This is a genomic window from Hymenobacter sp. FMD4 (genome assembly GCF_058932745.1).
The window spans coordinates 1-26,394 of sequence record NZ_JBZYWH010000041.1 but is presented as its reverse complement, the minus strand read 5'-3'; the positions used below and the strand labels follow the sequence as shown (position 1 = coordinate 26,394).

Annotated in this window: 25 protein-coding genes; 13 read left to right on the top strand and 12 right to left on the bottom strand. The window is 57.9% G+C overall.

Annotation, left to right across the window (positions count from 1 at the left end):
* Positions 1 to 624 (bottom strand): deoxynucleoside kinase (locus AC5FXY_RS21690; protein WP_493558823.1); only part of this gene is annotated, 624 nt, incomplete at its 3' end.
* 113 nt (positions 625 to 737) lie between these two features.
* On the opposite strand from AC5FXY_RS21690, the gene AC5FXY_RS21685 reads away from it, so the two are divergent.
* Positions 738 to 1,232 carry a hypothetical protein gene (locus tag AC5FXY_RS21685; RefSeq protein WP_493558822.1) on the top strand — a complete coding sequence of 165 codons (495 nt, stop codon included), beginning with the start codon at positions 738 to 740 and terminating at the stop codon, positions 1,230 to 1,232.
* Here AC5FXY_RS21685 and AC5FXY_RS21680 read toward each other — a convergent pair.
* Positions 1,229 to 1,888, bottom strand: coding sequence for a DUF6565 domain-containing protein (locus tag AC5FXY_RS21680; protein ID WP_493558821.1), 660 nt, complete (start codon positions 1,886 to 1,888; stop codon positions 1,229 to 1,231). The two genes, AC5FXY_RS21685 and AC5FXY_RS21680, sit on opposite strands and share 4 nt — an antisense overlap.
* 139 nt (positions 1,889 to 2,027) lie before the next feature.
* On the opposite strand from AC5FXY_RS21680, the gene AC5FXY_RS21675 reads away from it, so the two are divergent.
* The gene (locus tag AC5FXY_RS21675; protein ID WP_493558820.1) at positions 2,028 to 2,549 is read left to right on the top strand and encodes a GNAT family N-acetyltransferase; all 522 of its coding nucleotides are present in this window, start codon (positions 2,028 to 2,030) and stop codon (positions 2,547 to 2,549) included.
* Positions 2,550 to 2,659: 110 nt separating this feature from the next.
* A complete protein-coding gene (locus tag AC5FXY_RS21670; RefSeq protein ID WP_493558819.1) occupies positions 2,660 to 2,884 on the top strand; it encodes a CDGSH iron-sulfur domain-containing protein in 225 nt (74 codons plus the stop codon).
* Between the two features lie 73 nt (positions 2,885 to 2,957).
* On the opposite strand, the gene AC5FXY_RS21665 is transcribed toward AC5FXY_RS21670, so the two are convergent.
* Positions 2,958 to 3,218: an acyl-CoA-binding protein gene (locus tag AC5FXY_RS21665; RefSeq protein ID WP_493558818.1), complete on the bottom strand. Its 261-nt coding sequence runs from the start codon at positions 3,216 to 3,218 to the stop codon at positions 2,958 to 2,960.
* Between the two features lie 155 nt (positions 3,219 to 3,373).
* Here AC5FXY_RS21665 and AC5FXY_RS21660 point away from each other — a divergent pair, with 155 nt between their 5' ends.
* The 3 genes from AC5FXY_RS21660 (at position 3,374) to AC5FXY_RS21650 (ending at position 8,159) form a co-directional block, all read left to right on the top strand.
* Entirely contained in the window at positions 3,374 to 4,666 is a 1,293-nt protein-coding gene (locus tag AC5FXY_RS21660) for a metal-dependent hydrolase family protein (RefSeq protein ID WP_493558817.1), read from the top strand.
* A 270-nt stretch (positions 4,667 to 4,936) separates the two neighbouring features.
* A complete protein-coding gene (locus AC5FXY_RS21655; RefSeq protein WP_493558816.1) occupies positions 4,937 to 7,528 on the top strand; it encodes a T9SS type A sorting domain-containing protein in 2,592 nt (863 codons plus the stop codon).
* Between the two features lie 115 nt (positions 7,529 to 7,643).
* Positions 7,644 to 8,159: a CinA family protein gene (locus AC5FXY_RS21650; RefSeq protein ID WP_493558815.1), complete on the top strand. Its 516-nt coding sequence runs from the start codon at positions 7,644 to 7,646 to the stop codon at positions 8,157 to 8,159.
* An 81-nt stretch (positions 8,160 to 8,240) separates the two neighbouring features.
* Here AC5FXY_RS21650 and AC5FXY_RS21645 read toward each other — a convergent pair whose 3' ends face one another.
* Positions 8,241 to 9,275: a hypothetical protein gene (locus tag AC5FXY_RS21645; RefSeq protein ID WP_493558814.1), complete on the bottom strand. Its 1,035-nt coding sequence runs from the start codon at positions 9,273 to 9,275 to the stop codon at positions 8,241 to 8,243.
* Positions 9,276 to 9,473: 198 nt separating this feature from the next.
* Between AC5FXY_RS21645 and AC5FXY_RS21640 the strand changes: the two genes are divergently transcribed.
* Both AC5FXY_RS21640 and AC5FXY_RS21635 read left to right on the top strand, forming a co-directional pair.
* Positions 9,474 to 10,664, top strand: a complete 1,191-nt coding sequence (locus tag AC5FXY_RS21640) for a zinc dependent phospholipase C family protein (protein ID WP_493558813.1) — start codon at positions 9,474 to 9,476, stop codon at positions 10,662 to 10,664.
* A gap of 62 nt (positions 10,665 to 10,726) precedes the next feature.
* Positions 10,727 to 11,491 (top strand): peptidylprolyl isomerase, encoded by a 765-nt coding sequence (locus AC5FXY_RS21635; RefSeq protein WP_493558812.1) that lies wholly within the window; start codon positions 10,727 to 10,729, stop codon positions 11,489 to 11,491.
* 56 nt (positions 11,492 to 11,547) lie between these two features.
* Here the strand turns inward: AC5FXY_RS21635 and AC5FXY_RS21630 are convergent, their stop codons facing one another.
* Together AC5FXY_RS21630 and AC5FXY_RS21625 are read right to left on the bottom strand one after the other, a co-directional pair.
* Positions 11,548 to 11,988: a hypothetical protein gene (locus tag AC5FXY_RS21630; protein WP_493558811.1), complete on the bottom strand. Its 441-nt coding sequence runs from the start codon at positions 11,986 to 11,988 to the stop codon at positions 11,548 to 11,550.
* 93 nt (positions 11,989 to 12,081) lie between these two features.
* On the bottom strand, positions 12,082 to 14,193 hold the full coding sequence (locus AC5FXY_RS21625) for a M13 family metallopeptidase (RefSeq protein ID WP_493558810.1): 2,112 nt from the start codon (positions 14,191 to 14,193) through the stop codon (positions 12,082 to 12,084).
* A 145-nt stretch (positions 14,194 to 14,338) separates the two neighbouring features.
* On the opposite strand from AC5FXY_RS21625, the gene AC5FXY_RS21620 reads away from it, so the two are divergent.
* Positions 14,339 to 14,695, top strand: a complete 357-nt coding sequence (locus AC5FXY_RS21620) for an MGMT family protein (RefSeq protein ID WP_493558809.1) — start codon at positions 14,339 to 14,341, stop codon at positions 14,693 to 14,695.
* An 89-nt stretch (positions 14,696 to 14,784) separates the two neighbouring features.
* Here AC5FXY_RS21620 and AC5FXY_RS21615 read toward each other — a convergent pair whose 3' ends face one another.
* The 6 genes from AC5FXY_RS21615 to xseA form a co-directional block, all read right to left on the bottom strand.
* On the bottom strand, positions 14,785 to 15,189 hold the full coding sequence (locus tag AC5FXY_RS21615; protein ID WP_493558808.1) for a response regulator: 405 nt from the start codon (positions 15,187 to 15,189) through the stop codon (positions 14,785 to 14,787).
* Entirely contained in the window at positions 15,186 to 16,178 is a 993-nt protein-coding gene (locus AC5FXY_RS21610) for a sensor histidine kinase (RefSeq protein WP_493558807.1), read from the bottom strand. The genes AC5FXY_RS21615 and AC5FXY_RS21610 overlap by 4 nt, the downstream gene beginning before the upstream one ends.
* 139 nt (positions 16,179 to 16,317) lie before the next feature.
* Positions 16,318 to 16,962: a hypothetical protein gene (locus AC5FXY_RS21605; RefSeq protein ID WP_493558806.1), complete on the bottom strand. Its 645-nt coding sequence runs from the start codon at positions 16,960 to 16,962 to the stop codon at positions 16,318 to 16,320.
* A 76-nt stretch (positions 16,963 to 17,038) separates the two neighbouring features.
* A complete protein-coding gene (locus AC5FXY_RS21600) occupies positions 17,039 to 17,347 on the bottom strand; it encodes a hypothetical protein (RefSeq protein WP_493558805.1) in 309 nt (102 codons plus the stop codon).
* 473 nt (positions 17,348 to 17,820) lie between these two features.
* Positions 17,821 to 18,045: an exodeoxyribonuclease VII small subunit gene (xseB, locus tag AC5FXY_RS21595; RefSeq protein WP_493558804.1), complete on the bottom strand. Its 225-nt coding sequence runs from the start codon at positions 18,043 to 18,045 to the stop codon at positions 17,821 to 17,823.
* Between the two features lie 2 nt (positions 18,046 to 18,047).
* Positions 18,048 to 19,547 (bottom strand): exodeoxyribonuclease VII large subunit, encoded by a 1,500-nt coding sequence (xseA, locus tag AC5FXY_RS21590; RefSeq protein ID WP_493558803.1) that lies wholly within the window; start codon positions 19,545 to 19,547, stop codon positions 18,048 to 18,050.
* A gap of 187 nt (positions 19,548 to 19,734) precedes the next feature.
* Between xseA and AC5FXY_RS21585 the strand changes: the two genes are divergently transcribed.
* The 4 genes from AC5FXY_RS21585 to AC5FXY_RS21570 all read left to right on the top strand — a co-directional run.
* Complete coding sequence (locus tag AC5FXY_RS21585) at positions 19,735 to 20,238, top strand: YciE/YciF ferroxidase family protein (protein ID WP_493558802.1); 504 nt, start codon at positions 19,735 to 19,737, stop codon at positions 20,236 to 20,238.
* A 193-nt stretch (positions 20,239 to 20,431) separates the two neighbouring features.
* Positions 20,432 to 21,601 (top strand): efflux RND transporter periplasmic adaptor subunit, encoded by a 1,170-nt coding sequence (locus AC5FXY_RS21580; RefSeq protein ID WP_493558801.1) that lies wholly within the window; start codon positions 20,432 to 20,434, stop codon positions 21,599 to 21,601.
* A gap of 167 nt (positions 21,602 to 21,768) precedes the next feature.
* Positions 21,769 to 24,894 (top strand): efflux RND transporter permease subunit, encoded by a 3,126-nt coding sequence (locus AC5FXY_RS21575; RefSeq protein ID WP_493558800.1) that lies wholly within the window; start codon positions 21,769 to 21,771, stop codon positions 24,892 to 24,894.
* A gap of 86 nt (positions 24,895 to 24,980) precedes the next feature.
* On the top strand, positions 24,981 to 26,394 hold a 1,414-nt coding region (locus tag AC5FXY_RS21570; protein ID WP_493558799.1), incomplete at its 3' end, for a TolC family protein.

Below are 26,394 nucleotides of genomic sequence, written 5' to 3'. Positions count from 1 at the left end.
TTCAAACAAGCCAAACAGCTTGCCCTGAATCTTTTCGATAATGGTGCCTAAGTCTTCGGGGCGGCTGACGTAATCCAGCTGGCTGACATCTACGATGAGCAGCTTGCCGTCTTTGTAGCCACTGATCCACTTCTCGTAGTGCTCGTTGAGGTTGCGCAGGTACTCGATGCGCATGTTGTTCTCGTAGTCGCGGCCACGCTTTTCAATTTGATGAATGAGCTTCGGCAAATCGGCTTTCAGGTACAGTAGCAGATCCGGCGGATCCACCATGCTAATCATTGATTCAAACAGGTTCAGGTAGTTCTGAAAATCCCGCTCAATCATCAGGCCCGACTCGTGCAGGTTGGCCGCAAAAATGTGCGCGTCCTCGTAGATGGTACGGTCCTGAATGACGCCTTTGCCCACCGCTTTCATTTCCTTGATGCGCTGCGTCTGGCGAAAGCGGCTATTGAGAAAATATACCTGCAGGTGAAACGACCACCGGGGCATGTCGTCGTAAAAATCCTTTAGGTAGGGATTGTGGTCTACGTCTTCGAGAAACACTTCCCAGTTGAAGTGATGGGCCAGCTTATGGGCCAGGGTGGTCTTACCGGCGCCGATGTTGCCAACGATGGCGATATGCATGAGCAGAAGCGAAATCAGAATGGAGCCTGCAAAAGTAAGGCAAAGCGCGCAGCTGTTCAGCTTGTTTGTGCTGACTTAGCGCTAACATTTAAAATATTGTATCTTATTGATATATGGCTTCTTCTCCCCCTTCCAACCGCCCCGTTCGGCCCTTGCATTCCGTACCCGAGTTGGTGCATGAGGTAACCGATGACTATGGCCACTTGGTGGCTGAGTTGAGCTACTATCCGGCTGAGCGCATGCTCTACGCCCGCTGGCATGGTCACCTCACCAGCGAGGCGGTTATACAGGTGGCCACGGCCAGCCTGCCCTGGCACGAAAAGCTGCATCCCCTCGGATTGCTGAACGACAAGCGCGACACCACCGGCGACTGGGGCGACGCCATGGCCTGGGTTGAATTTGAATGGATTCCGCATGCCAAGGCCAATGGTTTGCAAGCCTTTGCCTACGTCATCAACGCCGACACGATGGTTTCCCTCGAAAACGCGGCTCTAATCGACCAGATTCGGCAGCAACTGGAGTTGCAAATGTTCTACAGCGTGGGAGCGGCTTGGAGATGGCTACGGCAGCAGGCCCTACGTGCCGCAGCCAAATCGTCGGCAGCTTAGTCGTTGATTGCTTTCTTAGTCTGCTTGGCCTTTTCCAGCGTGCGGAACTCGGCTTGCCAGGAGCGGATGCGCAGCCGCTCGTCAAGGCTGATTTGTTCCCGTACCTTCTCATAGCGCTGATTCAGGCGGGTGAGTACGGCGCTGGCTTGCGCCCAATCTTCTATGGTCCAGTCATAGCGGTTTACGCGCACGTAGTCGATAAAACGGCCGTAGAGGTCGTGCATCTCGCTAGCGCGAGCCGTGTTTAGGTTGGCTTTTTCGCCGAGCATTTCGTCCTGCACCTGCTGCTGCGTACGGGGCTGTTTGGCCTGCTCTTCCAGCCGGCGCTGGTTGGTTTCCCAGTTATGGTAGCGGCTTTTGAGGGTGCTGTACTCGCGGCGCGATTGAACCGAGAGGCTATCGGTGGCGCGGTCGAGGCGGGCGCTTTGGCGGTCGTACTCGGCCATGGTCTTAGGCCATTCGCGGCGGGCTCCGGTTTCGGCGCGGTCTACTTTATCGTTCACCCAGTCGCGGAAACGCAGCAAATCACGCTCCACAGGTGATAGTTTGGGGTCATTAGCCGAGGTTGCCGGTTTCGTCTGCTGGGCCGATGCGGCGACGGGTGTCAGCAGCGCGGCAGTCAGAAGGGTCGCAACGGAAAAGAATACTCGCTTCATGGTGGTAAGGGGTATGCTGTTCGCGGCGCTTGCGGCAGCACCGGGGATACGGTCGCCTATCCCGAAATTTCGGGCCAAACCCGCCGCTGACGCGTAACAACGTGCAGGATTTCGCAAATTTAGGCCTTCATTGCGTCTTATGCCCGATTCAGCCGCCGCTCCCGTAGCCATTCAGCCCGCCACCCTGGCCGACATTCCGGTCATTATTGAGCTGGCCGAAGCCACCTGGGAGCCGACCTACCGCTTCATCATCTCGAAGGAGCAGATCGACTACATGTACCGCGTTATCTACACGCCCGCCTCGTTGCAGCGGCAGATGACCGAGGATGGCCACCGCTTTCTGCTTTTGCACTACGAAGGCTATCCGGCAGGCTATGCTTCCTTCAGCGCTCGTGCTGCCGAGCCCGCGGTGTATAAGCTGCACAAACTGTACGTATTGCCTTCGCACCAGGGCCGCAACCTCGGCCAGCAGCTAGTGGGTGCCGTAGAAGAAGCAGCGCGCCAGGCGGGCGGCGAATGGTTGGAGCTAAACGTCAACCGCCACAACCCCGCCCTAGGCTTTTACGAACGTATGGGCTTCCAGCAGCACCGGGAGGAAGACATTCCCATCGGCCCGTACTGGATGAACGACTACGTGATGCGGAAGCACTTAAATGGCTAAACGGCCACGCAACCAGGTAGCTAGTCGGACAAATCAAGCCCGTAACATGCGCTGTCTAGCACATGCTGTTTCAGTCCTTGCCTCAATTTGACCATTTAACCATTCAACTCATGCCCATCAAACTCACCGTCAATAACAACGGCTCTTTGCGCGTCGAAGGCGAAGACTTCGAAATTGTGGATGCCCAGGGCCAGCCGTATGGGCTGGGCGGACGCACACTCGTGAGCATCTGCCGCTGCGGACTCTCCAGCCAGAAGCCCTTCTGCGACGGTTCGCACAAAGGCCACTTTGAGCACAACGCTGTAGCCTTCGACCTACCGCCGAAAAAAGTCTAGGTACAATCAAAGTGAGAGCGGGGTGCTCGGCCACATGGCCGAGCACCCCGCTCTGTTTTATTGCAAGATGCGGCTAGGCCTGCTCGAAAAGCTGATTAATCAAGCTTACATACTCCTGACGGGCCTCGTCCTGGCTTTTGCCGTTCAGGCCCGCCCAGGCATCATACTTGGCAATGGCTTTGAAATCGAAGCCGCCGGGCCGGTCGCCGCTCACGTCGCCCTCTGAGGCTTGCTTGTAGAGCGCGTATAGCTTGAGCAGCGTCATGTTATCGGGCTTTTTGGGCAGTTGTTGGGCGCGTTGGGCAGCTTGTTCGAATTCTTCCTGAGTAGCCATGCGGGTGCGAAGTGTGATGGTGAGACGATTAGCGGGCCATGGGTTTGGGGCCTGCGAGAAAGGTACGTAATCCAAATATTTTAGTCGGCATGCAGCATTCTTTTGTAGCGTATCTTCCCGGCTCTTATTCCCGAAGTTTTCCCGTTGCTGTGCTTATGAAGCTGACCTCTACCCTACTGCTGGCGGCAAGCCTACTGACTGCCGGCCCGGCGCTGGCCCAAAAAACCTACCTGCACTGCGGCCGCTTGCTGGATGTGCGCGCCGGTAAGTTGCTCACGGAGCAAACCCTGGTCATTGAAAACGGCCGCGTGCAGGCCGTGCAAGCCGGCTACGCCGCCGCGGCCGGCCCCACCGACAAGGTTATCGACCTGAAAAATCGCACCGTGCTACCCGGCCTCATCGACTGTCACGTGCACGTGGAGGGCGAAACAAACAAGGACAACCAACTGCAAGGCTTCACCCAAAACCCCGCCGATGTAGCTTACCAGGCCGAAGCCCACGCCCGTACCACGCTGATGGCGGGCTTTACGACGGTGCGCGACCTGGGCGGCTCGGGCGTCAACATTGCCTTGCGCAACGCTATTAACCGCGGGCAGGTAGCTGGCCCACGAATCTTCACCGTGGGCAAAGCTATCAGTGCCACCGGCGGGCACATGGACCCCACCAACGGCTACCGCCTCGACCTGATGCGCATGCCCGGCCCCACCGACGGCGTAGCCAACGGCCCTGACCAGTGCCGCCAAGCCGTGCGTGAGCAATACAAGCGCGGCGCCGATTTGATCAAAATTGCTTCCACCGGCGGCGTGCTATCGGTAGCCAAGGACGGCTCAGCTCCGCAGTTTACGGAGGATGAAATCCGGGCCGTGGTGGAAACCGCCCGCGACCTGGGCCTCACCGTAGCCTGCCACGCCCACGGCGCCGAGGGCATGAAGCGCGCCATACGGGCGGGCGTAACCAGCATCGAGCATGGCACGCTGATGGACGACGAAACCATGCGGCTGATGAAGAAAAATGGCACCTGGTATGTGCCTACCATCACCGCCGGTAAGTCTGTAGCCGACTCCGCCGCCAAGTACCCGAACTACTACCCGCCGCTGGTGACGCCCAAGGCCTTGGCCATCGGCCCGAAGCTGCAGGGAACATTTGGCAAGGCTTACAAGGCCGGTGTTAAGATTGCCTTTGGTACGGATGCCTCGGTGTTTCGGCACGGCGTGAATGCCTACGAGTTTCAGTACATGGTGGAAGCCGGCATGCCGGCGCTGGAAGCCTTGCGCGCCGCTACCCTGAACGCCGCGGAGCTGCTGGGCCAAACGGCTAACCTCGGCAGCCTCGAGGCTGGCAAGTTCGCCGACGTGGTAGCCGTGGATGGTGACCCGCTGCAAGATATCAGGGTGATGCAGCGCGTACGCTTCGTAATGAAACAGGGCGCGGTGTACCGGCAGGAGTAATTGTACTGAGCCAGCCTTTGTCAACCGTTTATGGCCCAATGACCACCTTACTTCATCGGGCTCTGCCCGGCCAGAAGCAGCTGTTTTCAGTGGCTATTCTCCGTTCTGAGAATGGATGCGCTATTTTGCTGCAGGCGTGGGGCACTTTTTGCCGCCGCTGAAGAATACATAAGCTCTGATGTACCTTGAATGGCGGTCGGTTTCAGCGACTAGCAGAGCCTATTTTGTAGCCGTGAATCACATTTCATTTATTCAATCCTTCCTTTTTTTATGATCAAACACTTTACTCGCTCTCTGCTGCTGCTAGTACTGAGCTACGTGGCAACCGTGGCACCGCTCGCCGCTCAGGTGCTGGACCCCACCTTCCAAGCTATTACGCCCAAGATTAGTGGCACTTATAGCATTCCGCTGGCATGGGGGCATGCGGTGCAGCCCGATGGCAAGCTGCTTATCGGCGGAGGCTTTGATTTTCTGAATGGCTCTTTCGGTGGCAAACTCCGCCGGCTAAATGCAGACGGTACCACAGACGCCACGTTCAATCCGGGCGGCCTTGGCCCGCACGGCTTTGTACAAACGATTTTGCTTCAGCCCGACGGCAAAATTCTCATTGCCGGTGGCTTTACCGCTTACAATGGTGTGCCCGTCGGCCTATTGACTAGGCTGAACGCTAACGGTACGCTTGATGCTGGCTTCAACGCCGGCAACCGGGGAGCCAACGCGCAGATTTTTTCGATGGCTTTACAGTCCGACGGTAAAATTTTACTTGGCGGTACATTCACTGAGTACAACGGAGCCCCGGCGGCCGGCCTCATCCGCCTCAACGCCGACGGCACTCCCGACCCCAACTTTACAGCTGCCGGTCCATCCACGAGCAGCCCTGCTTACCCCGGCATCCGCAGTGTGCTAGTGCAGACCGACGGCAAAATTGTAGTGGGTGGCTTGTTCACCGACTTCAATGGACAGCCTATCGGTGGACTGGTGCGCCTGCAGCCGAATGGAACCATCGACGCCAGCTTCGCTTCGGGTACCATAAGCAATGGCACGGGGGTATCGGTGGTAGTGCAGCAGCCCGATGGAAAGCTGCTGGTGGGCGGCAACTTTACGCAGCTTAATAGCCAGCCTGCTCGTTATCTGGCCCGTTTGTTATCAGATGGGAGCTTTGACCCGACTTTTCAAACAGGTACCGGACCGAACAACTCGGTATCGGTTATATCCCGGCAGAGTAATGGCGATATACTCATCGGCGGCACCTTTACCCAGTACAACGGCGTAGCTCGTGGCCGACTAGCCCGTCTTTCGCCCACCGGCCAGCTTGACGCTCAGTTTGCCACCGGGACCGGCGTGGGTAACACGCCTTCGCTTCTCTCGATGATTACTGGCATCAGCGAGCTAAACGGCCAGCCGCTGCTGGTTGGCAACTTGTACGCTTACGACGGCACCTTCGCGGGCGGCGCCATCCGCCTGACAAGCACCACTGGCACCCGTGACCAATCGTTTGCGCCTATCTTCGAAATGCGCGGCGCCGTTACGCAAGCGGTTCCCTTATCAAATGGCCAGCTACTGATCAGCGGCAGCATGACGGAGCTGAACGGCCAATCCTTGGGTAGCGGCAGCGCCGCCTCCGATCTGCAGCGCCTGAACGCCGACGGAACACGTGATGTCAGCTTTCCTGCTGGCTTGCAGGGCACGGTATCAGCGGTGCAGCCCAACGGCAGCTTTTATCTGGCAGGGGGGACAACACGGCGTGTATTGCCCTCGGGAGCCGTCGATAACTCCTTCATGGCTCCGTCTTTCACCAATTCCCAGGGCTTTCAGGTGGTACCCCGCGGCCTGGTGGGGCAGCCCGATGGCAAGATCATCGTGTACGGCAACTTCGCCGCCGTACAAGGCAACAGCGCTTATAATGGCTTGGTACGCCTGCTTGCTAGCGGCGCTGTGGATCCGTCCTTCACGCCTTACTCCAACCTCAGCAACCGTACCGTAGCCAATGTAGTAGTGCAGCCTTCGGGCAAGCTGGTAGTAAGTTATTTCGACGCCAGCTCCCCCGTAGCGGACTACCGCCTGCTGCGCCTTAATGCCGACGGCACGCTCGACAATTCCTATGCTCCCGTTTTCACGGCGCCCGCCAACGTGCCGGTGGGCTACGGCCTGCTGGCACAACCAGATGGTAAACTATTGCTCTCGTCGACTTCGCTCACGGCAGTAAACGGCCAGCCGGTTTCTTACGGAGCGGTGCGCCTGACCGTAGATGGCCAAGTCGATAATACCTTTAATAGCCTGAGCGGTTTCTACTTTTTCCGCGCTATACAGCCAGATGGGCGCTATTTTGTCACCATTAGCGGCACCAATGTAAGCCAACCCCTTACTCCCGCTGAGCGCTACAACCAACAGTTGCTACGCCTGAACCCCAACGGTTCTGTAGACAATAGCTTTGCGGCGGTGTCTATCCCAGGCGGTCAATACATAGGTGATGACGTCCTTACTGGCGTAGCTCTCCAACCTGCTGATAATAAAGTACTGGTCTACGGCAGTTTCCGCTACGTAGCCGGGCAGGTGCGCATCGCGCTGGCTCGCCTCACCAATACCGTCGCGGCCACCACTCGCCCAGTTGCGACTGTGCTACCACTGGAGGCGTATCCTAACCCTACCAGTTCGCGCCTGTCGCTGAACCTGCCCAAATCAGCCCAGGGCCAACCGATAGAGTTGCTTGATCTGCATGGGCGCGTGGTGCAACGCTGGGTTCTACCGACGGGCCAGGCTCAGCCCATACTGGACCTAAAGGCTACTGCCGCCGGCCTGTACTTGCTGCGCCTCACCACTCCCACTGCTGTATACCAGCAACGCGTGGCCATACGCCGCTAATCATTTATGCTTGCTTTCAAAAAAGGGCCGCAGCTAACGCTGCGGCCCTTTTAGCTAATTTATAACCCCAGCGGCCACAAAACGCGTATGGCAGCAGGCCCCTTACCCCTCTGCTATGAAAACACCCAACGTCGACAACCTCGTCAAGAAATTCCTGCAACATCGTCTCACCTTGGCCTTAGCGGAAAGCTGTACCTGCGGGTGGGTGGCAGCTCAGCTTGCCCCGGCCGAAGGCGTCAGCAATGTGCTGCTAGGTTCGGTGGTCACGTACCACGGCGACGCCAAACAGCGGCTACTGGGTGTCAGAAAGAAAACGCTGGAAGAATACTCTGCCGAAAGCCAGCAAACCACCAATGAAATGGTAGAAGGCTTGCACAAACAGCTATCGGCCGATGTGTGCGTGGCCATTACCGGCCTGTTCGGGGCCGGTGCCTCCGAAACGCCGGATAAGCCTTCCGGGACCATCTTCGTTACCATCCTGATAGAAGGCCGCGCCCATGAATACCGGGAAGTGCTGAAAGGCCCCGTTGAGAAAATGCGCGACCAAGCGGCCGACTTTATCTATGGCAAGCTTGATGAGCTGCTCGACCGCTTGCAGGAAAGCCCCAGCGAAACCGTAAAAGGCAGCTAAACGGCAATTAGTGATAAGCCGACAGCCCAGTGCCAAGGTTGGCGTTCGGCTGTCGGCTCATGTTTTTATCTCATCCATCACTCACTGATTCCGCGGCCGGCCTAGCGCGAGCCGCAGATTCGTGCGCACCACGTCCCCGATGGAGTCGCAGCGGTCGAACTGCGTGGTTTGGTGGTGCAGGTTCAGCTCTTTTTTCAGCTGCGCAATCTTGTCGGGCGGCGATAGTTCTTCGGCGCGCATGCAGTCCACCAGGTCCTTGAGACGGTAACGCTCGGCGCGGGCGCGGCGGGCCATCAGGGTTCGTTCTTCGGTCTGGTACTGCCGGATGGTCTCGGGCGAAAGCAGGGCCCGCACCAGCTCCACCACGGGCTTGTTGTCGCGGAAATACTGCGGCAGGTACATGGCTTTGTGTCCCTCGTAGCTCTGCTGATCAAAATCGATGGCGCGCACGCGATACTGCTCGTCTTCGAAATCGGGCGTTACATCGATGACGTAATTATAGGAGCGCATGTCGCCGAGCAGGCGGGCAAAACACCGCTCGTTGAACTTCACAAACTCCTTGGCAATACGCACTTGGTTGAGGTGCGGACGGTCGAGGCGCGTGCGGATAAAGTCGTCGCCCGGGATGCCAGCAATGTGCTCCTCGATCAGCGTATCGCCCGCCACCAGAAAGTTGATACTATTGGGTGACAGCAAATGCTCCAGTTCCAGCCCGTACACCCGCGAAGCATCGGCGCGCTTCACGTAGAAGTAGTCGTAGTTGTCGTTGAACTGGTTGACGATGCGCACCCGAAAGGGATTGGAATTCCCGAAGCGGCAATAATCCACTCGGTCGGCAATCAGGTGTTCGGAAAAGGACAAGTCCCCGTCGGTCTTTAGCAGTGCGTACACCTGGGTTAGCCCCTGGCTTAGCTCCAGCAGCGTGTGCGGCTCGTAGTGCACCGTCTCCCAGAGCGTGTCTTTGCCCTGACGGTCGAGCAACGGAAACGAACCGGTGGAGCGCAGCAAGTCGCCGTAGGTCACGGGCAGACGTGTTTCACGGTCGTACTGGTGCAGGTACTGCCGTAGCGGCGTGCTGATGCGGTACGAAGGCTTCTTTTTGGAAATTTCGTTCAAGGCAGGTGGCAGCTGATGAGGTAACAGCTGACAAGAACGAAAAATGCTCGTTTTCGGCCGACCAGTCGCTACGGCTTCCCTTGGCCCCTAAGCAGCCCACCCGCGTTGTGGTACGGCACGGTGGCCTTTTTTTGTACTACCAACGCCAAAAAATGCCGAACTTTAACCACCTGATTTCGGCCTTTTGGCACTTTGTCGATGAAAAAAGTTCTTCTTTCCCTTGCGCTGGTGCTGCTCGTGCCGGTGCTGTCGCCCGGCTGGGGTTTTTTTGGTCACCGCACCATCACGCAGGTAGCCGTGTACGCGCTGCCCTCGGCCATGCAAGGTTTTTATTTCCGGCACATGCCCGAGCTGGTAAAGCTCTGCACCGCTCCCGATGAGCGTCGCAACGACGACCCGACGGAAGCCAGCAAGCACTTCATCGACATGGACCACTTCGGCGACAATCCCTTCGGGATGATGCCCAAGGACTATGACAAAGCCGTGGCCAAGTACACTGCCGATACGCTCAAGAAGTACGGCATCGTGCCGTGGGTAGTGCTGGATGTAAAAGACAAGCTCACGCAGGCCTTCAAGGAACGCGACACCACGGCCATCATCGCGCTATCGGCCGACCTGAACCACTACGTATCCGATGCTTTCGTGCCGCTGCACACCACCGAGAACTACGACGGCCAGCTCTCTAAGCAAACCGGCATGCACTCGCTGTGGGAATCGAAGCTGCCGGAGATGTTCATCTCGCAGTACAAGCTTCACGGTGCCGATGAAAAAGTGGAATACCTGAATGATCCGCAGAAGGCCATTTGGAAGGTAATACAGGAATCATACGGCTTCCTGGGCGCCACCTTTGATTACGAATTGGAAATCAGCAAGGGTTTCACTACCGAAAAGAAGTACTCTTACTCGCACAAATACGGCAAAACACGCCGCTCTTACTCCGATGCCTTTGCCACGGCTTACAACAAGAAAGTAGGCGGCATGGTGATGCACCGCCTGCGTGGCGCCCCCATCATGGTCGCTTCGATGTGGCTCACGGCTTGGAAGGACGCTGGCAGCCCAGACCTGAACGCCCTGATGAAGCCCGCCAAGCTCAGCAAGGATGAAAAGGGCCTGCTCGACGAACAGCTGACGGCTTGGAAGAAAAACCTGCTGGTGGAGCAGAACATGCTGCTCTCCATGCAAAAGGAAAAAGCACCCGATAAGCCCGAATTCATGGCTGATGGTGCACCCGCCAATGCGCCGGCTGCCCCTGGTGCCGCTGCTCCAGCCCCCGACAAGGTAAAAACCAAGGAGAAGCGCGAAGACGACAAGGGCAAGGAGAAGAAGGAAAAAGTCAAGACCAAGAAAAAGGAGAAGGAAGACGACAACAGCCCCTTCGGCGATAAATAAGCGTCTACCGTATGTTTGTCCCCCGGACCTGCTCGTAGGTTCGGGGGATTTTTGTTGATGCCATGACCGCTGCCTTCCTCCGTCCCACCCTGGCCCAAGCCGCGCTGGCCGTGCTTATCCTGGCCACCGCCGCCTGCAATCAGCAACCGCCCGCCGAGGAAAAGCCCGCCGAGCTGACCGGCGACGGCTCCGGCCGCCCCGGCCCCGACCTTACCGCCATCAACGACAGCAATGTGGTAGCCATCCTGACCAAGTATGGCCAGGAACATCCCGAAACCGAGGTGCTTATCAAAACCGACATGGGCAACGTGAAAGTGCGCTTGTTTAAGGACACGCCGCTGCACCGGGCCAACTTCCTGCTGCTGGCCAACAAAGGCTACCTCGATCAAACCGTGTTTTACCGAGTGGAGAAGGGCTTTGTGGTACAGGGCGGCAACTCTGACAAACGGACCATCAAGCTGAGCAAGTACCACCTGCCGCCCGAAATCAAGCCGGAATACTTCCATCGGCGCGGTGCCCTGGGCATGGCGCGTTACGACGACGAGAAGAACCCTGGCCGTCTGTCGTCCTCACACGACTTTTACTTCACGGTGGGCAAACCCATGCCCGCCGCGCAGGCTCAGTCCGTGGCCGGACGTAAGCTCACGCCCACGCAACTGAAAGTGTACGCCACCGAGGGGGGCGTGCCGGCCCTGGATGGCCAGTACACCGTATTCGGCGAGGTAACCGAAGGCATGGATGTGGTCGAGAAAATCAACCAAGTGCCCGTGGATGCTTACAACTGGCCCTTAAAGGATGTGGGCATGCAGCTCCAGATTTTGAAGTGATAAATCCTGCGTCATTCCGAGCCTTGGCATGGAACGACAGGGTTGCTAATCCATCTTTACTCACCCCGCCGGATCCGCACCAGCTTAGAACGCTGCGGATCGGTGGGGTCTTCTTTCTGGTACTCGGCTAATTCCTGGCGGGTGTACGCGCGCACGGCCTGCGGCGCAAATACGTCCTTGTTGCGCACATCGGCATCAGCCGTGGTGGCGGGCTGCCGGGCGGGGTTCGTCAGCACCGTATCGGGCGTCACGCGGAAGACGCGGTAGAAATAGAACTGCTCCTGCGTGCCGCCTTCCGGGAAGAAGCGAACCACAAGCACGTCACCGACTTGCGGATTGGCTAGGTATTCGGCAGTACGGTCGAGGGGTGGGGCGGGTAGCGCCAGCGTGGTGGAACGCGTTTCGGCAGTGGTGGCTTCCGACTCGGTGGTTTTGTTTGGCTGGCAAGCCGTCAGCAGAACAGCGAGGACCAGCACTGACGTCAGGTAAGTAGACATGAGCAGGTTTTACGGAAAGGTCAGCTGATTAGCGAAAAAAGGCGGCTCGCAAGTAACGCGAGCCGCCTTTTCACTTTCAATCAGTCGATCAGCTTACCACACCTTGGCGCGCTCCTGCTGGGCGCGCACCATCTTGGCGTTGTCCTTGCAGCCGAAGGCCTCGTAGAACTGGGGCATGTTCATCAACGGGCCGTTGGTGCGGAACTCGGCCGGCGAGTGCGGGTCCGTCAGCACCTGCTGGCGCAGGTACTCGGGGCGGGCGTTGGTGCGCCACACCTGAGCCCAAGCCAAGAAGAAGCGTTGCTCCGGCGTCAAACCGTCGTACTTGGGCGCATTGCCGCTTGGGTACTGCTTTTTAAGCTGCTTCTGCAGGGCCGTGAAGGCGATGCTCAGGCCGCCGAGGTCGGCCAGGTTCTCCCCCATGGTCAGCTTGCCATTCACGTATACCGAGTCCAGCGGCTGGAAGGCGGAGTACTGCTGACCCACCACGGCGGCGCGGGCCTCAAACTTGGCCGCATCTTCCTTGGTCCACCAGTCCTTGAGGTTGCCCTCGGCATCGTACTGCCGGCCCTGGTCGTCGAAGCCGTGGGTGATTTCGTGGCCGATGACGGCGCCCATGCCGCCGTAGTTCACCGCGTCGTCGGCTTTGGGGTCGAAGAACGGCGGCTGCATGATGCCGGCCGGGAACACAATCTCGTTCATCGATGGGTTGTAGTAGGCATTCACCGTGGGCGGCGTCATGCCCCACTCCTTCCGGTCGATGGGCTTGCCAAACTTGCTCACGTTGTCTTTGTACGCCCACATTCGGGCGTTAACAACGTTCTGCAGGTACGACTCACGCGAGATGGTCAGGGCCGAATAATCCTTCCATTGGTCTGGGTAGCCAATTTTCACCGTGAAGGCATTTAGCTTCTTCATGGCTTCCTTTTTGGTGGCGTCGCTCATCCAATCGCTCTGCTGAATATGCTCGCCCATGGCTTCCTTGATGTTGGCCACCATTTCCATGGCCTTGGCCTTGGCTTCGGGCGTGAAGGCGCGGTCTACGTAAAGCTGGCCAAAAGCTTCGCCCAGAGCCCCGTCCGTGGAGCGGATCATGCGCTTCCAGCGCGGTTGTTGCTTTTTGGCGCCGGTGAGCACCTGCGTAAAGCGGAACGACTCGTCGCCAAAAGCCTTTGGCAAGGCCGGTGTCAAGCTCGTCGCTAGGTGCCAGCGCAGGTAAGTTTTCCAGTCGTTAAGCGGCTCGGCTTTGAGCGCGTTGCTGGCCTCCTGGAAAAATGCGGGCTGGCCCACAATCACCTCTTTAGCCGCGCTTAATCCATTTTGCTGCATCATGGCCGACAAACCCAGGTTGGGGAAGCGCTTGTTGGCTTCGGCCAGGGTCATCTTGTTGTAGTTGGCGTACGGGTCGCGCAGATCCACACGGCTCTTGGAAGCCTTAGCCAAGCGCGTTTCCAGGCGCATCACTGTTTCGGCGTTCTTCTTGGCCGTAGCCTCGTTGTCGCCGAGCAGCTTGAAGGTGTTGGTCAGATACGTCATGTACGCCGTCCGGATGCCTTTGGAACGAGCGTCGTCTTTCAGGTAATAGTCGCGGTCGGGCAGCGAGAGGCCGCCCTGGTACAGGTTCACGGCATACTGCGTGCTGATTTTGTCGTCCTGGCCCACATAGGCATTGAACAGGGCGCCCGTTTGCAGCATTTGTGCACGGGCAATCTGCGTTTGCAAACCCTTCAGGTCTTTTACGCCGCTGATGCGTGCCAACTCGGGCTGTAGGTACTTCAGCCCAGCCGCCTCGATGGCCATGGTATCCATGGCGGTGAAGTAGTAGTCACCTACTTTCTGCGCGTTGGTGCCTTTCTGGGCGCTGGTGTTGGCGGCGGCTTCGTCCAGAATCTGCCGCATCACGGCGTTGTTCTTGTCGGCCAACTCGTTAAAGGAGCCCCAACGTACCTCGGCAGCCGGGATGGGGTTGTTTTTGTACCAATTGCCCGACGCAAATTGGTTGAAGTCGTCGCAGGCTGACACGGATTTGTCCATGTTGCTTACGTTCAACCCTACACCCTGCGGATGAGCCTCTTCCGTGGGGGCAGCTGGGGTGGTCGGAGCAGTAGCAGCAGTGCTAGCCGTTTTGGAGCTGGAAGCACAGCCTCCCAACGCCAGAGCGCCCCAGGCAGCAGCGACCAGCGTCACGCGGTTGCGATTTTTCATATGTAAAACAGGGAGTGAGAATGAGAATGGGCTGGTAAGGTAGGGAGAGAGTAGCATTTTTGAGGCTTCTCTCGTATCAGCAGCCAAACCATCCTCTCGCCTAACGCGCTATTCTCAGTACCAATCAGCCCCTATCTTCGGCTCGATGAAGCAGCCCAACGAACGTTACCGCAACTTCTTTCAGGACGTATATGAGGTGGTGCGTCTGATACCACCGGGCCGCGTATCCACGTACGGGGCCATTGCACATTACCTGGGCAGCCGCAGTGCCGCCCGCACCGTAGGCTGGGCCATGCAAGCGGCCCACGCCCTCACCGGGGAGCAATACGTACCCTGCCACCGGGTGATTAACCGAAATGGTATGCTTACGGGCAAGCAGTTCTACACCCCACCCTCCGCAATGCAGGACGCTCTGGAAGCGGAAGGAGTGCCAGTAGTAGAGGATACCGTTACCGATTTCGCGAAACGATTTTGGGACCCAAACACGGAGCTACAGACCTAGCTGTGCCTGAATTTTTCACTAAGATCTAGCTGCCAAGTCTACTCGCAGATTAGCACCCCACGCACCAGCTTTTTGAGGTTGGAGCCGGTTTATAGCGCCGCTACGACCTTGTGCCCTACAGCTGCATAAATAAGCCGACGCATTTCCTCGGGGTTGGCGTTTTTTAGTAAATAACCGAAAGCGCCTTCTGCCTTTAGGCTGTCCACCAGTTCCGGCTCGTCGTGCATGGAAATGATGATGACGCGAATGTTGGGGTACTGCACCCGCAGCAGCCGCGTGGTCTGCAACCCGTCCAAAACCGGCATCTGCAGATCCATCAGGATTACGTCGGGGTGCGGACTGGTACTATCAAGCCGTTCAAGCAATTCCTGGCCGTCGCCGGCTTCAAAAAGCACTTCTACTTCCTCAAAGCCCGTTAGCAATGCCTTCAACCCCTTCCGAAACAGGATATGGTCGTCGGCAATGGCGATACGAATGCGCATAGGTAAGCTCATGAGGCTAAGGAAATAGGGAATGACGTAGGTGTAACAACAGAGGCGCCAGGTTGATTGGCGGAAACGTAAGTGGCAGGGAAAGAAATCCAAACCTTAGTTCCTAAGCCAGGCGAAGATTCGTGTCGCAATATACCGCGCAAAACCACAACGCGGCTACGTAGGTTGGTGAGTCCCAGGCCTGAACGTGATTCTGGCATCGGCTGCATATCCAGTGCGGCCATGTTGTACCCCACGCCATCATCAGAATATTCTACACTGAGCCGCTCGTTGCCGAACTCGAGCCGTACATTGATTTGCTGCGCCTGGGCATGCTTCAGGCCATTGCCGATAAGCTCCTGCACCACCCGGTACACGGCCAGTTCATGATGCGGCGGCAGGCGCCGTGGCTCCCCGCTTTGCTCCAGTACTACCTGTGCTCCTCCTTCGGGAACGGAGCGGCACAAGGCCTCAACGGCGAAAGCCAGGCCGAATTTCTGCAGTACCGCCGGCAACAGGTTGCGGGAAATGCGGCGCACCTCTGAAATGGCCTGATCCAGCATAGCCGACATTTCGCCGTTGGCTGGGGACTCCGGCAGAGCACTGAGATGCAGCTTGACAATGGAAAGCATGGTACCCACCGCATCGTGCAAATCGGCGGCAATACGCCGGCGTTCGTCTTCCTGTGCCAGTAGTGCTGCTTCCAGCGCTTGGTACTGGGACTGCTCCCGCTCACGGCGCAACTCTTCCTGCTGAAGCAACAGCCGCCGCTGGTAACGTAGCACGAATCCTACAATGCCTAATGCCAGCACCAGCAGCACTGGCGTAACAAGCAATAAAGACATTAGCATAGAATCCATCAGATTACTTATAGCCGATTTAACATTAAGAGCGCCCGCCTGAGTAGAGAACGACAGCACAGCTTGACAACCGGGACGATAATCTTTAACCCATGAGTCAAAGCTTACCGAAACGCCAAACTCAGTTATAAAAGTATAAACAGAAGGGGTCATTTACTACGAACATTGTCAATACACTGATAAATTGACCAATAAGGTCTTTACTAAATCCAATAACGCAACCATAGTTGTGTAGTGTACCGCGCCTGCAAAGCAGAACTAGGTGAATCACTCGGTGCGCTAAGCACAAGCGTCACCTTCGCACGGTCGATGAACTTACGCGCATGGTGGGGCGTGGTCTGCCTTCGCGCCATAAACCCAAAGTCATTGGCACCATGGCAAACACATAGGAGAAATCAACAATCAGCGAAGTGATGTGCGTGATGACGCTCCACTTCCCTGACTTAGTGTCCATGGACAAGTAGCTCATAGCCGAGCCGGCGTAGTAGATAACGAGGCCGATGCTCACCAAGAACATGAAGTTCCACCACGGGCTCTGACTTTGCAGTTCGCGTAGCCACTGCTCAAAGTACAGCAGCGTGCATAGAAGCATGATTACGCACTGCACGGCCCGCGTGTAATGGTTTAGCTCCTGCAAGCCCGTAGAATACGCCTCGGCTATGGCCACGACGGAGAAAAGCAGCCCCGCAGGCAAAAAATAGCGCCGGACCTTATCAGAGCGGATGCTCAGGTAGTAGGCCCAGCCCAACAACCACGTTTCGACAAATACCGTGACGTGGTAGAGGTAGATGTTTACTCCGTACGTGCGTACACTCCACCTATCCACGAAGGCATCTACCGCCCAAAAGCCGAAATAGAAGACAATTACGCGGGCCGCTGCGGATAAGCTATGCCAGCGCCACACCCCAATAGCAAACGGTACCAGCACGCCGAACATACTGATGAAGTTTGCAGTCTGCTTTAGGCTGATGACCCAAGTCGGAACCGACGCTGGCATAACTTTACCCGGATTTTTACTGGAACAACGGGCTTTGCAAGTCGCTGTGGGGTGGGCAGCACGACCCTTTATTACCGACCTTGTCAAGCAGGTCGCTTTCTTCGGAGTTGGCAGCAGCCATTACCAGCGTGAGTTCATCGTCGGTATCGAGGCCAAAATAAAAGCGGATGCCTTTGGCGCCATCCTGCTTCAGTAGCTCGTTCAACACTTCTTGACCAAAGAATACGGCCTTGTTGCTATTCAGCCCCGCGTTACGGTAGCGGGTAGTTTTATCGATTCCGTCTTGGAGAGGGATAATGCCGCCCTCGTCACCAGTAAATGCCATACAAGAGGTTGTTTTAAGGAAATGGATTGGTTTGAACAGTATGCCTTATTAGGGCTTACAAATATATAGACAGATTAATACATTGAACAATAATGTCAAAAAAGTCCAATAATCATCCCTAATGGAAGTAGAAAGATAAGGGGTTTATGGAGAGAAATACTTTGCTGGGCTAATTATAAATTGCTGAGCTTCCCTTCGCTAGCGCTTTGTGGTTTTGCACTGTTTGGTCGTAGGCCAAGTTAGCCACCTAGGCCGTCCAGATAAGCCAGACTAACATGGGCCTCACCCGCTGGCGATATTAAGGAGCCAACAACGGATACCGCAATGGGCGGTACTAGGACAGTAAGCTCAGCGAGGTAGCTTATTGCCCTGGCGCTGCACAGCAGCCGATACGGCACAGGAACCGTCAACGACGCCAAGAAACGTGCTAATCAAGCCGTGAGGCCTAGGACTACTGATTAAGCACTAATAGCTTAAGCCTCCTCCGCGTCTTCTTCGTCCAATGCGTCGAACACACGGTCGAGGGAGGCTTCGGCAGTGCGTAGGCGTTGCTTGCAAAAACGAATCAATTCAGCGGCGCGCTGGGCACTGGCCGTCAGGTCGTCAACGTCGACTGATTCGGTTTCGAGGCGCCGAAGCAGAGTTTCAAGTTCGGCAATGGCGTCGCGGTAGGTACGGTCGGGAGATGCTTCGGACATAATTAAGGAAGCGTATTGGGAAGGGCAGCCAAGTCTACTACCTGCACGGGCAGCGGACCTTCTGGCAATTGGAGCAGCAGCAGGGTGCCTGCTGGTGCATCAGTAGTTAAAGGATGTAAGCTATCAGCGCGCAGGTATCCGTGCTGGCCAAGCGTAGCAGGGTCAAGGGCAGCTTGGCGGGTGGCGGCGGCAGCCAGCGCCAGCGCGTGACGCGCAGTAGCGCGCACGGCAGCTATTTCCAGTTCGTAACGGTAGCGCAGCAGGGCTTCACGCCGGCGCTGGTGCAGCTGCCGGAAGCGGCGCAGCACCGTACGCCCCAGGTGACGCACCCGGCGGCGCTGCCCATCGGCAGCCTGGCGAGCGGCACGGCGCAGGTGATGTTGCAGCGAAGTTACCTGCCGGGCGTCGCGCTGCAGGGCTTCGCGGGGGTCATCGGTAGCGCGACGCAGGCGCTGGCGCAGGGCGGCCTGCTCGGTAGCCAGTCGGCTCTGGCTGGCCTGCACTACCTGCTTCCCCAAGCGCTGAAGAATAGCTCCATACTGGCCCAGCTGCTGGGTACAAAGCTCATGGATGCGAATGCCATAACCATCGAAAGCTGCTTCAAGCCTTGCCAGCCGCTCTACCAGGAAAATGGCTACGGCGGTGGGTGTTTTCAGGGCTGTGTGAGCCGTGAGGTCGGCTACGGCCTCGTCGCGGTCGTGACCGATACCGGTGAGGACTGGCAGAGGAAAGGCACCAATGGCAGCTGCCAAGCCGAAATCATCGAAGCACAGCAGATCGGTACGTGAGCCGCCGCCACGAATGATAATGACCGCGTCGAACTGCTGCCGCTCACGTCGGATCTGATCCAGGGCCGCTAGTATGCTGGCGGGCGCCTCCTGGCCCTGCATGGCGGCCGGAAACAGCGCAACGTCGAACGCGTAAGGAGCTTCTTCCAGCTGTTGCACAAAATCCTGCCAGCCCGCGGCGGTAGCTGAGGAAATCACCGCCAACCGTTGCGGCGCCAAGGCCAGCGAAAGGCGTTTGTTGCGCTCCAGCAAGTCGCGCTCGGTAAGCTTGGCAATGGTTTCGGCCCGCTGCCGGGCCAGGTCCCCTACGGTATAAGAGGCATCGAGAGCAATGATATCGAGGCTCAGCCCGTACTGCTCGTGAAAGCGCACCTGGCAGCGCGCTAGCACCCGCATACCGGCGCGTAAGGATTGGCCGGTTTGCTGCTCAAAATGCGGCCCTAGCAGCTCGTAGCGGTTGCGCCAGATAGTGGCTCGCACCTGCGTGCGTACTTCGGCGCCGCCCGTGCCGGTAGTGGGGTCGGCCAGTGTGAGGTAGCAGTGCCCGGCGCCAAAGCGCGGCAGGGTTAGCTCCGCTATTTCGGCTGTTACCCAGTACGCGTCGTCGAAGGTCAGCTCCAATACCCCGCGCACGCGCCGGAGCAGTTCGGCCAGCGGCAGCGGCTCCAAGGGCAGCAGTGCAGAAACAGTACGACGGGAATTACGAGGAGCCATGCGACCCGAAAGTTACGCAATTGGGCGCGGGAGGCGGCATACTGACGAGCTAATTCACTTACCTGTAAATATATATACTACCGAATACAGCTAACCTTAGCCCTTGGCGGTGCGTACATGGGCAGCGTTGACGCTACTGTTACTAATTCCCGAACTCTCTTTTACCATCACCCAAAACACCACTCTTATGGCATTCTTTGAAGGCAAGCTGAACACACTCGAAGACCTGTTCGCCGAACAACTGAAAGATCTATACAGCGCCGAGACGCAGCTGGTAAAAGCCCTGCCGATGATGGCTCAGGAAGCCAGTGACCCCCGCCTGCGCCAGGCTTTCGAATTGCACCTGCAAGAGACGCAAAATCAAGTGTCTCGCCTGGAGCAAATCGGACGCGGCCTGAACGTGGACCTGGGTGGCCACACTTGCAAAGCCATGCAGGGCCTGGTAGCCGAAGGCAAAGAAACCATCAGCGAAGACGCAACCGCGGAAGTAAAAGACGCGGCTCTGATTGCGGCTTCGCAGCGCATTGAGCACTACGAAATTTCGGGCTACGGCACGGCTCGCCACTTTGCGGAGCGCCTGGGCCACACCGAAGCAGCTTCCCTCCTTTCGCAGACCCTGCAGGAAGAGCAACTGACCGATACCAAGCTGAATGACTTGGCCAAAGGCTTTATCAACCAGCGCGCTATGTAATGATGCGGCCAACCGGCCCCGTCTTTTTTAAAAAAAGCCTGCAACACGCAGGCTTTTTTTGTGTCCGTAGAACCTGAGCGCGGCCCGGCGATGTACCCACCCAAAACTTTTCGCTGGCTTGTTGCTGTTACTGTCGGTCCCGCCTAGTGAGGCAGCTGGACCGACGTTTTTTTGATTCACCCTTCACCCCGTCATGCCCCAAACCGAGCCGTTGACCGATTCAGCAAACATAGATAACGGATACGACCACGAGCCCCGCCGCGGCGGAGCGTGGCGTTGGTGGCTGCTGGCCGCGGCTGTGGTAGCCGTGCTGGCATTCGTCAAGATAAAGTTCTTTCCCTCCCAAGCGGCGGAGGGTGGCAAAGGTGGTGGCGGCAAAGGTGGACCAGCAGCTGGCGCTGGCAAAGGTGGCGCTGGCGGCGGTGCTTCTGTCCCGGCCCAGATCTACGTGGTACAGCCCACGCGCCTAACCGACGCCGTGGCGGCTACTGGTTCCATCATGGCCGATGAGCAAGTGGTGCTGCGAAGCGAAATCAACGGCCGCATTACCAGCATAAACTTCAAAGAAGGCCAGCCGGTAAGCAAAGGGCAGTTGCTGCTGACCATTAACGCCGACGAGATTCAGGCCCAGCTACAGAAGCTACGCCATAACATCAAGCTTTTCAGCGACCAAGAGCGCCGGCAACGCACGCTGCTGGAAAAGGAATACATCAGTCAGCAAGAATACGAGCAGTCCAACAACCAACTGCTCACGGCCCAGTCGGACCTACGGCTGCTGCAGGCCCAGCTGGCCAAGACTTACGTGCGGGCCCCATTCAACGGCGTAGCCGGACTGCGTACGCTATCGGAAGGAGCTTACGTGTCGCCGAACGCCCCAATTACCACCGTTTCGCGTGTTACGCCGGTAAAGATTGACTTTGCAGTGCCCGGCCGCTACGCCAATGCGGTGAAAGTGGGTGATAAAGTGACGGTGCTCGACGAAGCGACCAGCAAGGAATACGAAGCCAAGGTATACGCCATCAATCCCCAAATCGACCCGACTTCCCGTACGCTTTCGGTGCGGGCAAACTATGCCAACACCAAGCAGGAGCTGCGCCCCGGCGCGTTCGTGCGCGTCAACCTGAACATTGGGCAGGTGGAGGAAGCCATTCAGATTCCGACGGAAGCCGTAACGCCGGAGGCCAGTGGCTACCGGGTGTTTAAGGTGGTGAGTGGCAAGGCTCAGCCGCAGAACGTGAAGATTGGTATTCGCTCGGAAAAGCTGATTCAGGTGACCGAGGGCCTGGCAGCCGGCGACACAATTATGCGTACCGGCATCCTACAGGTTAAACCCGGCGACAAAATTCGTATCCAAGGCGACTAAGGCCCTAGCCTTGGGCGGTGCCGAGGCGGTTGTGGCTTGCGTGAATTAATCAACTAGGCCCACCCGCTGTTTATCTCCGTCGGCAACGACGTAACCACCCCAGCATCAGTCAGCTGATGCATCCTTTCCCTGTTTGTGCAGGGAAGCATTCAATTCAGCTACCACCCATGAGTTTATCATCCACCAGTATCAGCCGGCCGGTTCTCGCCATCGTGATGAGCCTGGCCATCCTGCTGTTCGGCATCATCGGCTACCGGTACCTATCGGTGCGCGAATACCCCAGCGTCGATCCACCCATCATCACGGTATCGGCCAACTACGTGGGCGCTTCGGCCGATGTGATTCAATCGCAGGTGACTGAGCCGCTGGAAGAAGCCCTGAACGGCATTGCGGGCATCAAGAACCTGACTTCCATCTCGCGCGACGGCCGGGCTACCATCACCGTGGAATTTGACCTCGAAACCGACCTGGAAGCCGCCGCCAACGACGTGCGTGACAAGGTGTCGGGCGCCGGGGGCCGCCTGCCGCGCGACCTGGACCCGCCCACGGTAAACAAGGCCAACGCCGACTCGCAGCCCATCGTGATGACCTACCTCAGCTCCGACCGGCGCACGCTGCTGGAGCTGACCGACTACGCCAACAATACGCTGAAAGAGCGTCTGCAGACGATTCCCGGTGTATCGGAAGTGCGCGTGTACGGCGAGCGGCGCTACTCCATGCGCCTGTGGCTGGACCCCGTGAAGCTCACTGCCCTGCGCGTGAGTCCCGTGGAAGTGCAGCAGGCCTTGTTGCGCGAAAATGTGGAGCTGCCCTCCGGCGCTGTGCAAGGTGACAATACCCAGCTGACGCTGCGTACCATGGGCCGTTTGTCGTCGGAAAAAGACTTCAACAACCTAATTCTGCGCCGCGACTCTACGTCGCTGGTGCGAATGTCGGATGTGGGCTACGCCGAGCTGTACCCCGAAAACGACCAGACCATCTTCCGGGTCAATGGCACGCCCATGGTAGGTATGGCCGTCATACCGCAGCCGGGCTCCAATCAGATTGACATTGCCGACGAGTTCAACAAGCGCCTGGAACAGTACCGCGGCGACTTGCCCAAGGACCTGAAACTAAGCCCGGGCTTCGACAACTCGGTGTTTATCCGCAACTCGCTTAACGAGGTAAAGCACACCATCTTCGAGGCCTTCGTGCTCGTAGTGGTCATTATCTTCCTGTTCCTGCGCGACTGGCGTTCCACGCTTATCCCGGTAGTGGCCATTCCGGTGTCGTTGGTGGGTATCTTCTTTGTGATGTACCTGCTGAACTTCTCCATCAACGTGCTGACGATGCTGGGCATCGTGCTGGCCATTGGTCTGGTGGTGGACGACGCCATTGTGGTGCTGGAAAACATCTACGCCCGCATCGAAAACGGCGAGCCGCCCATGGAAGCGGCGCGGAAAGGCTCCGATGAAATCTTCTTCGCCATCGTGTCGACCACGGTGGTACTGGCAGCAGTGTTTTTGCCGGTGGTGTTCCTGGAGGGCATCACGGGGCGCTTGTTCCGCGAGTTTGGCATCGTCGTGGCCGGTTCGGTGCTGATTTCGGCCTTCGTCTCGCTTACCCTCACCCCGATGATGTGCTCGCGCCTGCTCAAGCATCAGGAGCAGCACAACTGGTTTTACCGTAAGACTGAGCCCTTTTTCGTGGCGCTAACCAATGGTTACAAGCGCAGCCTGGAATCCTTTCTGGCCAGCCGTATGTGGGCCTGGGTAATCGTGGTGGGCACGGTGGGCAGCATCTACTTCTTCATGAAGACGATTCCCTCGGAGCTGGCTCCGGTGGAAGACCGCAGCCGCATCAACGTCAACGCTACCGGCCCCGAGGGCGCGTCGTTTGAGTTTATGGAGCGGCATATCGCTCAGCTCACCAAAATCATTGCCGACTCAACGGAAGGCAACATCAGCAGCGTATTCACGGTGACTTCGCCGGGCTTTGGCGGCGGCGGCGGCACCAACACGGGTATTGCCCGTGTATTGCTGGCCGATGCCGACAAGCGTGAAAAGACCCAGCAACAGCTCAACGATGCCCTGAGCGCGGGCGTGAAGCAGCTGTCGGCGGCCCGTACTTCGGTGTCGCAGGACCAAAGCATTGGTTCGGGCGGCGGCGGTGGCCTGCCGGTACAGTTTGTGGTGCAGACGCAGGACTTCGACAAGCTGCGCGAAGCCGTGCCGAAGTTTCTGGAAGCGGCCCGCCAAGACCCCACGTTCCAGTTCGTGGATGTGAACCTAAAGTTCAACAAGCCAGAGCTGCGCATCAACATCGACCGCGAAAAGGCGCAGAGCCTGGGCGTGTCGGTGCAGGACATTTCCCAAACGCTGCAGGCCGGTCTTAGCGGCCAGCGCTATGGTTATTTTATCCGGGAGGGTAAGCAGTACCAGATCATCGGGCAGGTAGCCCGCGAAAACCGCGACCAGCCGCTGGATGTGCGCTTGCTGTCGGTCAAGAACCGTTTCGGTCAGCAAGTGCAGCTCGACAACGTCATCAGCCTGAGCGAAAGCAGCACTCCGCCCCAGCTCTACCGCTTCAACCGCTACAACTCGGCTACGTTCTCGGCGTCGCTCTCCAAAGGCCAGAGCCTGGGCGACGGCATCGCGGCCATGCGCCGGATTGCGGATCAAACGCTTGACGAAACCTTTACCACTGAACTCTCCGGCGCCTCGCGCGACTTCGAGGAAAGCTCCTCTTCCCTGCTCTTCGCCTTCGGCCTGGCGCTGGTGCTGATTTACCTCACACTGGCGGCGCAGTTTGAGAGCTTCAAAGACCCGGCCGTTATCATGGTAACAGTACCGCTGGCCTTGGCAGGTGCCTTGCTGAGCTTGTGGTATTTCAACCAAACGCTCAACTTGTTCTCGCAGATCGGCGTGATTATGTTGATCGGTCTGGTAACCAAAAACGGTATCCTCATCGTGGAATTTGCCAACCAACGGGCCGAGCAGGGCGTGGATTACATGACGGCCCTGGTGGAAGCCTCCGCTACCCGCTTCCGCCCCATTCTGATGACTAGCCTCTCGGCCATCCTGGGTATTCTGCCCATTGCCCTGGCCACGGGCGCGGGCGCTTTGAGCCGCCGCGCCATGGGTATCGGCGTAGTGGGCGGCCTCGTGTTTTCGACTATCCTGACGCTGTACATCGTGCCGGTGATGTACTCATACTTTGCCTCGGCCAAAAACCGTAAAGGCCACGTGCAGCCGCAGGAGGAAGCACAGGTGCCCGACAAGCCGGTGAAAGAGCCGGCCGTAGCCACCGTCTAATCAGACTGCCCCGCTTCCCGAGTTTGATCCGGGAAGCGGGGTTAGCTTTAATTCCAGGGCTGGCTTGTGCTAGCTAATCCAATAGAATGCAGCTTTTCGCTCGACTGTTCTTATCACCCGCTAGTGTGGTGGCCTCGGGGCTGCTACTGGCTCCTCTTTTGGGCCTAGCCCAGGCGCGACCTACTACGACTCCCAAGCCCGGCAACCAACTGTCCCAGCCGCAGACGGTGGCGCCCGCGCCGGCTCTTTCCCTGGAAGAAGCTATCCGCATCGGGTTGGAAAACAACTTCGGCATCCGCATTGCGCAGCGTCAGGAGCAGATTGCGAGCAACAACGTGACCCGTGGTAACGCCGGGCAGTTGCCTACTGCCAACGGCAACTTTATCCGGAATTTCACCATCAACAACGTCCGACAGGAGTCGTCGGCGCGGCCCGAGCCCAGTGTGGCCAGCGGGGCACGCTCCAATCAGCTGAACTCCAATGTCGCGCTGAACTGGACGCTGTTCGACGGCCTGGGTATGTTCATTGCCTACGACCGGCTGCGGGCAGTGGAGCGCCAGCAGCAGCAAGTGACGCGCGCCACGGTAGAGCAAACCGTAGCCGACATCACCGACTCTTACTTTGCCGTGGTGCGCGAATCGGGCAAGATTCGGGCTTTTGAGGAAGCCCTGAAGATTGGTCAGGCGCGCATTGATCTGACCCAAGCCCAGGTAGACGTGGGCGTGACGGCCAAAGTGGAATTGCTGACAGCGCAGGTCGATTTCAATGCTGACCGGGCCCTGCTTATTCAGCAACAGGAGGCTTTGGCCACGGCCAAGGTGAACCTGAACAACCTGCTCAGCCGTACGCCAGCCACCGACTTCAGTCCAGCCGATTCCATTGTAGTAGGCGGAACGCTGGTGCGCGAAACCGTGCTGCAGGGCATCCAGCAGCGCAACACGCAGCTGCAGCAGGCCCGATTGGGGGTAGACATTGCCAACTTCGACCGCCGGCTTGTCACGGCCAGCCGATTTCCGCAGGTGGATCTGACCGGTGGCTACGGCTTGAACCGCAACGTCAATGGGGCGGCCTTCTTTGGTACGGCGCTGGTGACGAACACCGGCCGTACCCAGGGCTTCAACTACGGCGTGGTAGCCTCGGTACCCATTTTCGATGGCTTCAACCGCCGCCGTCTGGAGCAGAATGCCCGCATCGCCGTCGACCAAAGCCAATTGCGGCTTAATCAAACGCAGCTGGATTTGAATTCCGCCGCTGAGCAGGCGTACATCCAATACCAGAACCGCCTGCAGCTGCTGGAGCTCGAGGAAACCAACATCCAGTTGGCCCGCCAGAACGTGGCCATTGCTCTGGAGCGTTACCGCTTGGGCTTGCTCACCCCGCTGGTGCTGCGCGAGGCCCAGCGCAACCAGATCAACGCGGAAAACCGCTTGCTCGACATTCGCTTCGCAGCCAAGCAAGCCGAAACCGTGCTGCGCCAGCTAAGCGGCCAGCTCGTGCAAG